Consider the following 13149-nt stretch of genomic DNA (forward strand, 5'->3'; position numbering starts at 1 on the left):
AGGCGCAGATTCAAGCACACCATTTGCACGCGTTCATATTCAGAAGGTGCCCATGCCCACGAACCGCCTGAGTTTTCCGACACGCACCTCACCCCTGTCCGCCCCTGAACCGCCCGCGGAGAGGGGGACAGAGGGGGCACTGTCATTACGACGGCGCGCGGTGTCCGAAGCAATCTCATGGCCACATTCGCGTAGGTTCGCGTTAGTCGTGGATGCAACTCTGCGAAACGGTTGTGGGCGCAAACCATTGTGCGAGGGCAGGTAGATGCAGAAACGTCTTGCGCTGATGGCACTCCTCATCGTGGGGATTGGGTGGGCTGCTGCGACTCCCGTCGCGGCGGCCGGACAGACGGGCGGGGATGTCGGGACGTGGGAGTGGAAGTTGCTCCCCGCGCTGCTGGCGTTCCTGGTGCCGGTGGGCCTGCTGTTCGTGGCGATGGCAGGTCTGCCGCCCGAGCGGGTGCCGCGGGCCGGCGTCGTCGCCATGCTTTCGGGCGGCCTGGGGATGCTGGCCTACTGGGCGGCGGGGTTCGCCTTGCAGTTCGGCGGCATCGGCCTCACGCAGGGCGCTTCGGCGTTCCGAGACCTGGCGTGGGAATGGTCGCTTTTGGATGTTCAGTGGGGGCCTGGGTGGGGGATGGCCGGCCTGCGGGGCTTCTTCCTCACCGCGGGCGCGTCCACGCCCGAGGGCCTGACCCTGTTCCTGTCGCATTTGCCCTGGGTGCTGGTGGTGTGCATGTTGCCCGCGCTCGCCCTGGCCTCGCACAAACAGGCCGGCCTGGCCTACGCGCTGGCTCTCCTGACGGGAGGCGTGCTCTACCCGCTATTCGGGAACTGGGTCTGGGGAGGGGGCTGGCTGGCCAATCTGGGGCACACACGCCTTTTGGGGCACGGGTTCGTGGACTACGGCGGGGCCAGCGGGCCGTTTCTGCTTGCGGGGGCGCTGGGGCTGGCCATCCTCACGCTTCGGCGCAAGGCCACGAAGGAGTCTCCGAAGGAATCTCCGGTGGCCGCCAACGAATTGCCCATCTTGCCGCTGCCGGCCGTCGCCATCGTCGGCGTGTTCCTGATGTTGGCGGGCCTGGCCGGCTGGATGGGGGCCGCGCCCCAGGCGCAAGCCGCAGGCGACGCGATACCCCGCGCGCTCGTGGTCGTCGTGTCGGGCAGCCTGGCGGGGATGCTCACGGCGGGCCTGTACACGTGGTTCGTCGCCCGCCGCGCCGACGTGTTCATGATGGGGCGCGGTGCAGTCGGCGGGGCGGTGGCAACTCTGGCGGGCGCGCCGTTCGTGCCGGTGTGGGCGGGCTGGGCCGTCGGGGCGCTGGCGGGCTTGCTCCTGCCCGCCGTCGTGTACCTGGTAGATCGGCGACTCAACCTGGCCGACGAAGCGGCGCTCGTGGCTACCCTGGGGGTTCCGGGGTTCCTTGGCGCGTGGGTTCCCGCGGTTCTGGCCGACGGCGCGTATGGCGCAGGGTGGAACGGCATCGGCGGATGGGGCGTGGCGGGGCTGCTGGCGCAGGCGGGCGCGGCGGCCGGATGGGAAGGGCAATTGTACGCGCAGGCCGTGGGCGTGGGCGTGGCACTGGTGTGGGGATTCGCCGTCCCGTGGGCGTTGGCGAGCGCGGCCTACGCGCTGTTCGGGGCGCTGCGCTCCTCGCGGCCTGCGGCACGGGACTTGCCCAGCGCCGGATCGTGAAGCAGACGGATGACCTCTTCGTCCGTGGTCTGGTCAAAATCCTGGTAGAACGCGCCAACGGCCCAGAAGAATTCGGGCACCAGCGGACACACGAAGCGATCGGCCACGGCACTCAGTTTCTCCGCAGCCTCCTCCGAGGCGACAGGCACAGCCACGACGAGCATCCGCGGCCCGGCCAACCGAAGCGCCTTGGCCGCCGCAAGCAGGGTCGCGCCTGTCGCCGCGCCGTCGTCCACCAGGATGACCGTCTTGTCCTTGATGGCCTGTGGGGGAGCGGTTCCGCGATAGCGGGCCAGTCGCCGTGCGATTTCGCGCGTCTGGCGTGCGATTTCGGCCTCCAGGTACTCATCGTCAGCGCCGACCGCCCGGGCCAGCCCCTCGTCCACGAGGACTTGCCCATCCGCGCTGACGGCCCCGATAGCCAGCTCGGGGTTTCCGGGCGCGCCCAGTTTGTGGGCCAAATAGACATCCAGCGGGGCATCCAGCGCCAGCGCGATCGGATGCGCGACGACTACGCCGCCACGGGGCACGCCCAGCACGAGCAGGTCCGAGCGCCCCGCGAGGTCGCGCAGCCATGCGGCCACCTCCTGCCCGGCGTGGCGGCGGTCTCGGTACAACACCTTGCCCTCACTCCTTGGCGAGCGCCACCGCCAGGTTCACCGCCTCTATCGGCGAGAAGGCGGCGATGATGTTTTCGTCCTGCTCCGCGAACTCCTTGGCCAGCGTCCAGGTGCGCAGCCCAATCACCGGCTTGCCGATCTTGAGGGCGTGGGCGATCTCCGAAAGCGTGCCGTATTCTCCGCCGACGGCCACCACGGCATGGGCCGCCGTTACGATGATCACGTTGCGGGCCTGCCCCATGCCCGTGGCGATGGGAATCTCCACCCAGGGGTTGGCTTCTTTCGGGTCGGTGCCCGGCAGGATTCCCACGGTGATGCCCCCTTCCTCGTGGGCCCCGCGCGAAGCCGCCGCCATGACGCCCCCCAGCCCGCCGGTAATGAGCACGGCTCCTTGTCGGGCCACCTCGCGGCCCACTTCTTCGGCCAGCGCGCACAGTTCGTCCGAGGCGGTTCCGCTCCCGACTACGGCAATGATCATGCTCCTGCTCCACGCAATGGAATGTGCGCCAGCGGGGTATAGCGCGCCCCCGCCGGCGACAGATCGCTCCGCATCAGGACAATCTCGGCGACCTCCACCTGGCCCAAGCGCCCGACCTCCAAGCGGCTCACCAGTTCGCCCACCTTGCGCAAATCGGCGACAGGGGCGCTGCGATTGGCGCGGCCCAGGGTCAGGTGAGGCTTGAAGGGGCGACCCTCCGGCGGGTAGCCCAGCGGGTTGAGCGCCTGCTCCACGGCTTGCTGGAGCGCCCGAAGTTGACCGCTGGCGTCTTCCACGCCAATCCACATCACGTTGGGCCGGCGCGCGTCGGGGAAGCAACCCGCGCCCGCCACCGCAAACGCCAGTGGAGCCACGAGCCCGCACGTCCGCTCCAATGCCGAGACAACCGCGCCGATGCGCTCCTCTGGCACGTCGCCCAGGAACTTTAGCGTCAGGTGGATGGAATCGGGCCGCACCCATCGCACGCTGCCGCTTGGCGCCGTCGCCTTCAGTTGCCGCTGGATTTCGGCCAGGCGCTGCTTGACCTCTTCGCCCAGTTCTACCGCGACAAACGACCGAATCGCTGCCATATCCCGCTACTTCTTGAACCCAATGGGGCGTTCCGGCCCGAAGCCTTCGGTGGGCGTCTTGATTTCGCCGAACTGCTCCTCAAACTTCTGGAGGTTGTCGCCCAGAGCGCGCAACAGGAGTTTCGCGTTCATGGGCGTCATCAGCACACGCGCATACACCTTCGCCTTCGGGATGTTGGGCAAGATGCGCGCGAAGTCCAGGACCACCTCCGACGGCGAATGGGTGATCATCACGAAGTTCGCGTACACGGCTTCCAGGTCCGCAGGCAGTTCCACATTCACGGAGACGGGACGGCCTCCGTCTTGCGGGTTGCTCATTCCGAGCCTCCTTCAGAGGGTACTTGCAATTGGGCCGAGCCTGGGCCGCCTAGAAGGGCACGTTCGTATCGCTGATGTCAGGCCCCAAATCCTCGCGGTCCACCAGGCCGACGTCCTCCGGCTGCGCGCCCCGCCCGCCGAGAAAGCGCACGTTGCGGGCGCGCAGTTCCAGCGAGGCGCGGGGCTGCCCGTCCTGGCCGACCCAGGCGGAGGCATCAATTTCGCCTTCCACCAGCACAAGCCGGCCCTTCGCCAGGTACTGGTTGCACAGTTCGGCGAGTTTCCCCCACGCCGAGACCCGGAACCAGGTCGTTTTCTCCTGGGGTTCTCCGTTCGCGTTCTTCCACCTGCGGTTGGTGGCGATGCGAAAGTCCGTAACCGCCTGGCCCGTGGGCGTGTACCGCATCTTGGGGTCGTCTCCCAGATGGCCGATGACAATGGTGTTCTGGTACATAATCGCTCTCCTTTGCTCCGCCAATCTCAAAAGCCGCTATCTGCACATCATGATAGCGCAAGTCGGTGGGGCGTGTCAAGGCGACTGCGGGGCTGGTTGCATTTCGGTTGCGGGGCAACGCACAGACCTTTGGGTGCTTCACGGTCGTGGGGGCTTGACCTCACCCATCCCCACTGGGCGCGGCGAAGCGTCGCGCCGGATGACGACCACGCGGGATCAGTCCACCGTCAGCGTCTTGCTCAAGTTGCGCGGGAAGTCGGGGTCAATGCCGCGCGCCACGCTCAGGTGATAGGCGATCAACTGCGCCGGAATCGTCAGCGCAATCGGCGCCAGGTCGCGGGGCGACGCGGGCACCGGCACGTAGTCGTGCACGTTGGCGCGCAGGGCCGCGTGTTCGGCCGCGATGGCGATGGCCCGCCCTCCGCGCGTGGTAACCTCGTTGACGTGGTTGATCATCATGGCCTCGTCGCCCGGCGCCGTGATGAACAGCACCGGATACCCATCGTGCACCGCCGACAGCGGCCCGTGCTTGAATTCGCTGGAGAACATCCCTTCGCAGTGGGTGTAGGTGATCTCCTTGAGTTTGAGCGCCGCCTCCAGTGCGATGGGGTGCGTGATGCCGTAGCCCAGGTAGTTCAGCGCGCTCCAGTGCAGGAGATAGGCGGCCACCTGGCGGGCATACGGCTCGCTCTCCTCCAGCGTGTGGGCCAGCAGGTCGGGCAGGGCGCGAAGCGGCTCCACGTCGCGCCCCGCCATGCGATACGCGAGATACAGGAACAACACGGCCTGATTCACGAACGTCTTGGTGGCCGGCACGCTGATTTCGTAGCCGCACGCCAGGGGCAGGTATACGTCGCTGTGGTGCATGAGCGACGAACCCAGCACATTGAGAACGCCCAGCACTTTGCCGCCTCGCTGGCGCATGACCTTGACGGCGTTGAGGATATCTTTCGTCTCGCCGCTCTGGCTGACGAAGACGGCCACATCGTCCGGCCCCACCGATGAGCCGCATTGCTCAATGAATTGCGGCCCCAGCAGCGGCACGGCGACGCGCCCGGCGATCTGCCCCCAGTAGTAAGCCCCCAGCAGGCAGGCGTGATAACTGGTGCCGCACCCTACGAAGTACACAGGGCGGCCCCCCGACGTGCGCAGCGCATCCAGGAACCGAACCACATGCGGCGACCTGTCCAGCAGGTGGAGCAACTCGCGGGCCACGGTGGGCTGCTGGTGAATCTCCTTCAGCATGAAGTGCGCGTACCCTTCTTTCTCCGCCACCTCCACCGGCCCGTCGTACCACTCCGACTGCCGCTGGATGGGCGCGCCATCCTCGGCGCTGTACAGTTCCACGCCGTGCGGCGACAGGACGACGATTTCGCCGTCGTAGATGCGCACGATGCGGCGCGTGAGCGGCAGGATGCTGGGCAAATCCGACGAGACGCACGTGAACCCCTCGCCGATGCCCGCCACCAGGCCGGAACCCTTCTTGATGGCGAACAGGCGGTGATCGTCGCGGTGGGTGATGACAAAGGCGTAGTCGCCTTCCAGGTCTCGGTAAGCGGCGCAGATGGCTTCCAACATGCGGTGGCCGTTGCGGTCAAAGTGCCGCTCCACGGCGTGGATGCACGTCTCGCCGTCGTTGGTGCCGCGCACCACAAGGCCCTCGCGGATGAACATCTCGCGCAACTGGACGTTGTTGACCACGTTGCCATTGTGCGCGCCGACCATGTCGCCATCCGAATCCAGGTGGGGCTGGGCGTTGGCGTAGGATGGCGCGCCGAAGGTGGCCCAGCGCAGTTGGGCGATGCCCCGCACACCCCGCATGGACGGCAGCCCCAAGCGCGGGCTGACATCCTCCAGCCTTCCCACGTCCTTGCGCAAGTCTATGCTCCCGTCGGGCAAGACGGTCGCGCACCCGACCGAATCGTACCCGCGATAGGCCAGCCGCCGCGCGGCTTCCACCAGGGTCGCGCCCAGAACCTGTTCCCGGTCCGCGATGATGCCGAAGATTCCGCACATATGCCGGTCCTGCTCCTTTGTCAGGATTGTACGCCGCTGCGCCTTCCGACGGCCACGGCGCGCGAATTGTATCCCAGTAGCCCATTGGTGGCAAGCGCGGGGTGCATGGCACTCACCGTCCCGCGCGCCGATAGGCGATAACCGCGAGGGTAATCAGCAACACGATGGCCACGTAGAGCGCGGGAAGTCGGCTCGTCCCGCCCACCGCATAGGCCGCGATGGGGCCGAGGGCCAATCCCGCATCGGCGGCGGTGGTGTACACGCCCACGAACAGATGGGGGCGTTCGGCGCGCAGCGCCAGCCCGTTGGCCAGCGTCCCCAGCACGATGTTCAGGCCCGCGCCGATGATGAACATCAGCGCCAGGCAAAGGGCAGCCGCGAGTCCGCGCGCCGCCGCTGCTCCGCTCGTCGCAGCGAGAAGGGCGCACGACAGGAGCACGGCGGTGCGCGGCTGTCCCAGTCGGTCCGAGAGCGCGCCGAACGCGGGGCCGAAGATCAGGTCCGACGTCCACCGCACCGCCAGGAGCATCCCGCCCAGCGTTCCGAGTCCGATTCCCACGTCCAGCGCGCCGTTTACGCTTCCGAGAACACCCGCCAAGAACAACGATGCCGTGGACACGATGATGCCCTCAAACAGGCTGTCGGCCAGGCCGGCGGCGAGGATGAGGCGGCGTCGGCGGTCGCGGAAGGCCTCGCTCCAGCCGGAGGTTAGCGCGCCGTTGGGAGCGCGCGTTGCCCGTTGCGAAGCCGGCCAGCGCATGGATAGGGCCACCGGTATGCCCAGCACGCCGGCGCAGGCCACCGCCCACACCGCCACGCTGTAGCCAAAGCGGTCGCGCAGGAATCCGCCTGCCACCACGCTGATGGCGCTGCCCATGCGGACGATGCCCCAAACGAGGCCCATGTACCGGCCTTTGACATCGCAGGTATCGGTCCACACGGCCTGATACCCGCCCTGGCGCAGGGCAGACCAGGCGACGCCCCAGCCCAGCCGCGCCGCAAGGAAGGCCGCCGCTCCCCACCCCGCGCCATAGACGAGCGTCGTCGCCAGACCCAGCGCCGCCGCGCCGATGAACGGGAGTCGCGGTCCGAAACGCTCAAAGACGGCGCTCATCCAGGCGTTGGACACCAGGCGCACGATGCGGTTCGCGCTCAGAAGGACGCCAACGAGGGGGAGCGAGATGCCCAGCCGCGCCGCTTCCAGGGGCAAGAGGTTGTACAGCAGCGAATCGCCCATGATGACCAGGCCGATGGTCAGGCCGGCGGACACCACCAGCCGAAGCGGGCTATGCGCGGGGCGCGGCTTGGATTGCGTCATGCGGCATCTCCGGCGAGGGGCGCGTCAGTTGTGGCGACAGGCGGCCAGCGCTACGGCCACGCCAACCCACAGCGCCAGCGCCGCCGCCGAGCAGGCCGCTCCCGCCGCAAGCGAACGGGGCGAGAAGACGAACTCCACCACGTGCTCGCCCGCGGGCAGAAGCACGGCGCGCACCAGACCGTTGGCGCGCAGGATGGGCGTGGGGGTTCCGTCCACCGTGGCGCGCCAGCCCGGGTAGTCGGTGTCGCTCAGCACCAGGTAGCCGGGCGCGTCCAGCCGCACGCGGGCCACTACGCGCTCGGCTTCGTCGGCCAGCACTTCCACATCCGCCGTGCCCTCGCAGTCCAGCGCCTGCCCGCCCTCCACCGTCACGGTCGTGCGCGGGTCAATTTCGCCCATCAGAAGGCGCTCAATAGCCTCCTGGCTGGTGGCGACAGGCGCGGCGCGGAAGGCCACGTACAGACGCGGCAGGGCGTCCAAGTTGCGGTAGATTTTCACGTCGCCCGAGTGCACCAGTTCAAACCATCCCGCCGTGGAGACCACCAGCGGCCAATGCGTCCCCGTGGGGCGGTTGACGAGCGACGCGCCCCGGATGACGAGCGAACCTTCGCGGGCGACCTGGGCGATTTCCACGCGCCGAACGCGGCGCATCCCGTCCAGGCTCAACACGGTCAGGTAGCAGGTGGTGTTGGGGTCATCCCGCAGGCCCGCAACGTTGCGGGCTCGGGCGTGGGCCACTTGGGGGCCGTAGCGCCCCTCGGCCGTGTCGTGCCCGGCGACGAGCCCATGGCGTTCCTGCCCGCCGTCGGCAAATTCCAGGACGATTTCGCCGACCGGCGTCCCATCCGGCACGTTGGCCATGCCGTCCAGGTAGGAGACGATGCCCAGCGCGTCGGCGGGGAAGTCCGCGCCCAGGCCCAGGTTTGCCTCCACGCGCCGGCCCGGCCCCAGCACGGCGCGATGGGACAGGTCGTAGTATACACCGTCGCGCCACAGGTCGTAGGCCTTGTCGGCGATGACGTACTTGACGCCGAACGCCCCCAGCAGCCGCCCGTCAGGGATTTCGGTCAGGCCCTCGCGGAGCCTGCCGTCGCGCGACAGACGGTCAGGGGGCAAGAACAGCCGCTCCAGGTCGTAGTACCCGCGCAGGGGCAGGATGCCGCCGCCGTACCCGTCCACCGAGGCGATGCCATAGACCATCGGAAGGTTGGGGGCCAGAATCTCCTTCTGCTTCGTGGCCACAACGTAGTCGTAGATGCCCTGGTTCAGCACGTCCATGTACGGCGTATCGCCGGCCAGGTAGGGGCCGTAGATAGCGCGGATTTCGGCCAGGTCGCCCGGGTCAAAGATGAGGTCTGACAGGCTCAACATGCGCCCGCGGTCCGGGTCGGCCAGCAGGTGCGCGACCGACGGCCGCATGGACGTGTAGGCTTGCGGCGCGGTGGGGCGGCTGATGGCGAGCCAGCGGCTGGCCGCGAAGAGTTCGCCCACCACCGCCAGGATGAGGATGGCCGTGGCCGCGCGCCGGAACCGGGGCCGCGCCGCCAACGCGATGAGCGCAGCGGCCATGCCGGCGCAGATCGCCCATGCGAGGGCCGCGCGCGCCGTCGGTCGCTCCATCCATAGCGCGCCGACGCTCAAGGCCCCCGCGAGCGCGACGGCCGTCCAGACGACGGGCTTCCAGCGCGCCCCTTCGCGGGCCGCATCGTCGGGGCGCAAGAGGGCCTGGACGCCCATGCCCGCCAGCATGGCCGCGCCCGTGTGGTACAGCATCATCCAGCGCGCAGGCACGCGAAACAGGTCAAACCCAGGCACGAAACGATACAGCACGTAGTAGAACGGATTGAACCCGCCTAGGGCCAGGAAAAGCCCCACTCCCGCCATCAGCCCGAAGGCGCGCGCCCTGGCGCGGTCGGCCGAGCGCCAGAAGCCCACCATCGCCAGCGCCATGCCGAAAACGCCCACATACGCGATGTATTCGGAGAACACGCCCGCGCGGTACTGGGGGAGAAGCGCCGTCAGCAGCAGGCGCGGCCTCAGCGAGAATGAGACCGCCTCGCGGTAGGTCATGCCGCCGCCGCGCAGCGACAGCCGCGAGAGTTCCAGCGTGGGGAGCACCTGCACCGCCGCGATGAGCAGCCCGAACGCCCCAAGCAGCGCCAGCCCGACCAGGGGCAGGCCCACGCGGGCCACAATGGCGCGCGTCCGCCCCTTTGCGGCCTTCGGCGCGGCGAGGAGCGCCAGGGCGGGCCACAGCGCGTACACCGCCAGCGCGACCAGGCAGATATACAGCGACTGGGCATGGCCGGCCAGCACGCCCAGCGCGATGACGCCTGCCAGCGCCGACGCGGGCCAGAAGGCGGCCTTGACCACCCGCAGGAATCTCCGGCGAGCCACAGCGTCGGATAGCGCCGCCTCGCCGCGCGCGCGGGCGCGATCCCACAGGTACAGCATGAGCGGCAGATAGACCGATACGCTCAACTGGTTGACGTGTTCGGCTTGAGCCAGGAGAAAGCCGCCCAGCGCGAAGATGGCAGACGCAGCCAACGCGCCAGCGCGGCTTAGACGCAGGGAGCGCCGCGCGAACAGGTACGCGAATACGCCCGCCAGCAGGATGTGGATGGCGATGGCGGCGCTGACCTGGTAGGGGACGGGCAGCCACGCCAGCGCGAGGTTCAGCGGGTACAGCGCCCCCGCCTGCGAATCGGCGAAGAACGGCGCCCCCAAGAACAGGTACGGATTCCACAGAGGGATGCGCCCCTGTCGGAGCGCCTGCGACAGAAAGGCCCGATACGGATAGAAGTACGTGAAGACATCCACCCCCGCGAGGATCCTGCCGGTCAGGACGATTCTCCACAGGAAAGCAACCGTCAGCGCGGGCAAGGCCCACAAGGGCCACGCGACCAACCATTGCTTTGCCCTGGACATCGCTCTGCGCATACGTTGCGGCTCGCTTTCGCGGTTTGGAATCCCGCGCGGCACCGGCGGGAGGAGCGGGGCGGGATGGCGGGCGCTTCGCTGCGCCCGCGCCTTGCGCTAGGGTTTCTTGGTGGCCTCGTGGGCCAAGATGATCGCCTCGGCGACCTCTTTCATCGGCTTGCGGGTGTTCATGCTCATCTTCTGGATGCGGCGGAAGGCCTCGGCCTCGGACAGGCCCTGCGTGTCCATGAGGATGCCTTTGGCCCTGTCCACCAGTTTGCGGGTCTCCAGCGTCTCTTGGAGATCACCCACTTCCTTCTCCAGTTCGCGGAACTCGGCGAAACGGGCCAGCGCAATCTCAATGGCAGGCGCCAAATCCGACTCGCGGAAAGGCTTGACCAGGTAGCCCGCGACGCTGGCTTCCCGCGCCCGATCAATCAGTTCGCGGTCGCTGTAGGCGGTGAGCAGGAGCACAGGGGCGATCTTCTCCTGGGTCAAAATCCGCGCCGCCTCAATGCCGTCCAGGTCGGGCATCTTGATGTCCATGATCACGATGTCGGGTTTGAGTTCGCGGGCGATATTCACGGCGCTCTGGCCATCCCCCGCCTCGCCCACGACGAGATAGCCCAACTGGCTCAGCATCTCGCGCAGGTCTATGCGGATCAGGGATTCATCGTCTGCGATGACTATTCTTGTTCTATCCACGTTTCATCCCCTCCAAGAGTGTTTTTCGGAAAGACCACCATAGCGACAGTCCCGCCTTCGGGTCGCCGCGCCAGGCTCAAAGAACCCTTCAGGTCGCTCTGCACCAGGGTACGCACGATGGTCAGGCCCAGACTGGTCTCCTCGGCCACGTCAAACCCATCCGGCAGCCCCTCGCCGTCGTCCACCACCCGAATCCCGACGCGGTCGCCGGAATCCTCCAGTTCCACGCTGATGGAGCCTTCGGCCCTGTGCGCGAATCCGTGCTCCAGCGCATTGTTCAGCAGTTCGTTGATGACCAGCGCGCACGCGGTGGCCTGCTGGCTGGGCAAATACACGCTGCGGCCCTTGAATCCGAAATGGATGCGCTTGTCGGGCGGGACGGTGTTCTGCTGCACCTGGGCGATGATGCGCTGGCTCACGTCGCGGATGTTGATGACCCGCGATTCGTGCTGCGACAGGAACTCGTGTACCACGGCCACGCTGAGGATGCGGTTGACGCTGTCGTTCAGGGCGGCGCGGGTCTCCTCGCTGCTGGCCCGTCGTGCCTGGATGCGCAACAGGGATGCGATGGCCTGGAGATTGTTCTTGACCCTGTGGTGCACCTCCTGGATCATCGCCGTGCGGACGCGCATGGCTTGTTCGCGGCGGCGCGCGGCGGTCGCGTCGTGGATCAGGATCATCACGCTGTCGGGTTTAGGCGGCTCCTTCGGGCGGATGCCGAGAAATCGCTCCAGCGGGCCTGGCATCGGCAGAAGGGGAATCACCTTGCGCACCCAGTGGCGGTAGCCCTCCTGCCGTTCCGCCTCCACGCAGCGCATCTCCGACAGGGCGATGCGGGCCAGTTCGGCGTCGCCCGTGTTCAAGAAAGTCAGGTGCCGCCCCACCAGGTTGCCGCCATATCCCAGGCGGCGATACAGGTTCGTGGCGATCCCGCTGACGTACAGGATTTCGGTGTTGCGGTCGGCAACCAGGATGCCGTCGTGCTCGCCGAAGGCTTGCAGCGAATCAGCGCCTACCAACTGCCCGCGCAGGAGCATGTGCTGCATCTGACGCAGGGCGCGCTGGAAGGCAGGGCGGCGACGGCGATGGCGCTCGTGTTCCAGCAGGTTGGACTCAATGCTCAGCGCGGCGATGACGGCCCCGCTCGGCCCGATGACCGGATAGACCTGCTGCACGATGGGCGCGCCCGTGGAGCGGATCATCCCCGTGCCCGTGCCGCGCTTCCCTTGCTTCAGCGCGCGGAATACCAGCGGCTCGTCCCTGGGCGAGACGATGGTCCCGTCGGCTGCCGACAGGCGCGTGTGGGCGATGGAGCGAGGGCGCGTGTGGACGGCCACAACCGCGCGCTCCGAGTCCAGCAGGCGGTACAGGAGAAAATCCGCCCGACTCACGTCGCAGGTGATGGGCATGTCCGCCTGAATCTTGGCCAGGAAGCGCCGATCTTCTTCCGAGAGCGGTTTGCCGTAATTGTCGGATTCGCTCATGCTGCGTGCCCGTGCGCAGGTGGGGACGACCCGCCGATAGTATAGGTGGCCGACGGCATGAAGCGCATCGGCCACCCACAGCAACTTTGCTGGTCGGGGCGAGTGGATTTGAACCACCGACCACTTGTACCCCATACAAGTGCGCTCCCGGACTGCGCTACGCCCCGACTCGGTTACAGGCGCATTATACCCCATAGGCCGGATTTGTGCAAGTTCCGATTGTGCCCAGGTGCATTGCCATTCCGGGGCGAGGGTGAGCTTCTGGCGACCGGTGGAACCGCGAATCCACGCGAATGGGAAATAGACCCCAAGGGTCTCGCCGACCTTTGGGGTCGGGAGAGCGACCGTAGGGCAGGTTTCCGTACCTGCCGCTGTCTCGGGCGGCTATGGAAAGCCACCCTACGGGGCTGCGGTACCCGTGCGCGGCGCGTATGTCCAACCTCACCCATCCCCACCCCGGCCCTCCGCGTACCCGACGCGCGGCGGGGCCACCTCACCCATCCCCACCCCAGCCCTCCCCTTCCCGACCGGTTACCCGCCCAGCGGCGGAG

The 13149-nt window shown here is 67.7% G+C and carries 11 protein-coding genes and 1 tRNA gene; 1 reads left to right on the forward strand and 11 read right to left on the reverse strand.

Going from position 1 to position 13149, the window contains the following annotated elements; genetic code table 11:
* Positions 1-265: 265 nt before the first annotated feature.
* Positions 266-1696: a hypothetical protein gene (locus H5T65_11900; GenBank protein MBC7259938.1), complete on the forward strand. Its 1431-nt coding sequence runs from the start codon at positions 266-268 to the stop codon at positions 1694-1696.
* On the opposite strand, the gene H5T65_11905 is transcribed toward H5T65_11900, so the two are convergent.
* The 11 genes from H5T65_11905 to H5T65_11955 all read right to left on the reverse strand — a co-directional run bounded on the left by H5T65_11905 (position 1627) and on the right by H5T65_11955 (position 12765).
* Entirely contained in the window at positions 1627-2316 is a 690-nt protein-coding gene (locus H5T65_11905; GenBank protein MBC7259939.1) for a phosphoribosyltransferase, read from the reverse strand. The two genes, H5T65_11900 and H5T65_11905, sit on opposite strands and share 70 nt — an antisense overlap.
* Positions 2317-2323: 7 nt before the next feature.
* Complete coding sequence (locus H5T65_11910; protein ID MBC7259940.1) at positions 2324-2794, reverse strand: TIGR00725 family protein; 471 nt, start codon at positions 2792-2794, stop codon at positions 2324-2326.
* Complete coding sequence (gene thpR / locus H5T65_11915; protein ID MBC7259941.1) at positions 2791-3384, reverse strand: RNA 2',3'-cyclic phosphodiesterase; 594 nt, start codon at positions 3382-3384, stop codon at positions 2791-2793. The genes H5T65_11910 and thpR overlap by 4 nt, the downstream gene beginning before the upstream one ends.
* Before the next feature lie 6 nt (positions 3385-3390).
* Positions 3391-3702: a DUF3467 domain-containing protein gene (locus tag H5T65_11920; protein MBC7259942.1), complete on the reverse strand. Its 312-nt coding sequence runs from the start codon at positions 3700-3702 to the stop codon at positions 3391-3393.
* Positions 3703-3751: 49 nt separating this feature from the next.
* Positions 3752-4156: a single-stranded DNA-binding protein gene (locus H5T65_11925; protein ID MBC7259943.1), complete on the reverse strand. Its 405-nt coding sequence runs from the start codon at positions 4154-4156 to the stop codon at positions 3752-3754.
* Positions 4157-4372: 216 nt separating this feature from the next.
* Complete coding sequence (glmS, locus tag H5T65_11930) at positions 4373-6172, reverse strand: glutamine--fructose-6-phosphate transaminase (isomerizing) (GenBank protein ID MBC7259944.1); 1800 nt, start codon at positions 6170-6172, stop codon at positions 4373-4375.
* A gap of 112 nt (positions 6173-6284) precedes the next feature.
* On the reverse strand, positions 6285-7490 hold the full coding sequence (locus H5T65_11935; protein ID MBC7259945.1) for an MFS transporter: 1206 nt from the start codon (positions 7488-7490) through the stop codon (positions 6285-6287).
* A 24-nt stretch (positions 7491-7514) separates the two neighbouring features.
* On the reverse strand, positions 7515-10418 hold the full coding sequence (locus H5T65_11940) for a YfhO family protein (GenBank protein ID MBC7259946.1): 2904 nt from the start codon (positions 10416-10418) through the stop codon (positions 7515-7517).
* A 108-nt stretch (positions 10419-10526) separates the two neighbouring features.
* A complete protein-coding gene (locus tag H5T65_11945; GenBank protein ID MBC7259947.1) occupies positions 10527-11114 on the reverse strand; it encodes a response regulator in 588 nt (195 codons plus the stop codon).
* Positions 11096-12598: a histidine kinase N-terminal domain-containing protein gene (locus H5T65_11950; protein ID MBC7259948.1), complete on the reverse strand. Its 1503-nt coding sequence runs from the start codon at positions 12596-12598 to the stop codon at positions 11096-11098. The genes H5T65_11945 and H5T65_11950 overlap by 19 nt, the downstream gene beginning before the upstream one ends.
* A 90-nt stretch (positions 12599-12688) precedes the next feature.
* Positions 12689-12765: transfer RNA gene (locus H5T65_11955), tRNA-Pro, on the reverse strand.
* Positions 12766-13149 lie beyond the last annotated feature (384 nt).

The organism is Chloroflexota bacterium (assembly GCA_014360805.1).
Taxonomy (GTDB): domain Bacteria; phylum Chloroflexota; class Anaerolineae; order DTLA01; family DTLA01; genus DTLA01.

Coding starts and splice junctions, on each gene's coding strand:
- H5T65_11900 (MBC7259938.1), top strand. CDS start 266: ATGCAGAAACGTCTTGCGCTGATGGCACTCCTCATCGTGGGGATTGGG.
- H5T65_11910 (MBC7259940.1), bottom strand. CDS start 2,794: ATGATCATTGCCGTAGTCGGGAGCGGAACCGCCTCGGACGAACTGTGC.
- thpR (MBC7259941.1), bottom strand. CDS start 3,384: ATGGCAGCGATTCGGTCGTTTGTCGCGGTAGAACTGGGCGAAGAGGTC.
- H5T65_11920 (MBC7259942.1), bottom strand. CDS start 3,702: ATGAGCAACCCGCAAGACGGAGGCCGTCCCGTCTCCGTGAATGTGGAA.
- H5T65_11925 (MBC7259943.1), bottom strand. CDS start 4,156: ATGTACCAGAACACCATTGTCATCGGCCATCTGGGAGACGACCCCAAG.
- glmS (MBC7259944.1), bottom strand. CDS start 6,172: ATGTGCGGAATCTTCGGCATCATCGCGGACCGGGAACAGGTTCTGGGC.
- H5T65_11935 (MBC7259945.1), bottom strand. CDS start 7,490: ATGACGCAATCCAAGCCGCGCCCCGCGCATAGCCCGCTTCGGCTGGTG.
- H5T65_11940 (MBC7259946.1), bottom strand. CDS start 10,418: ATGTCCAGGGCAAAGCAATGGTTGGTCGCGTGGCCCTTGTGGGCCTTG.
- H5T65_11950 (MBC7259948.1), bottom strand. CDS start 12,598: ATGAGCGAATCCGACAATTACGGCAAACCGCTCTCGGAAGAAGATCGG.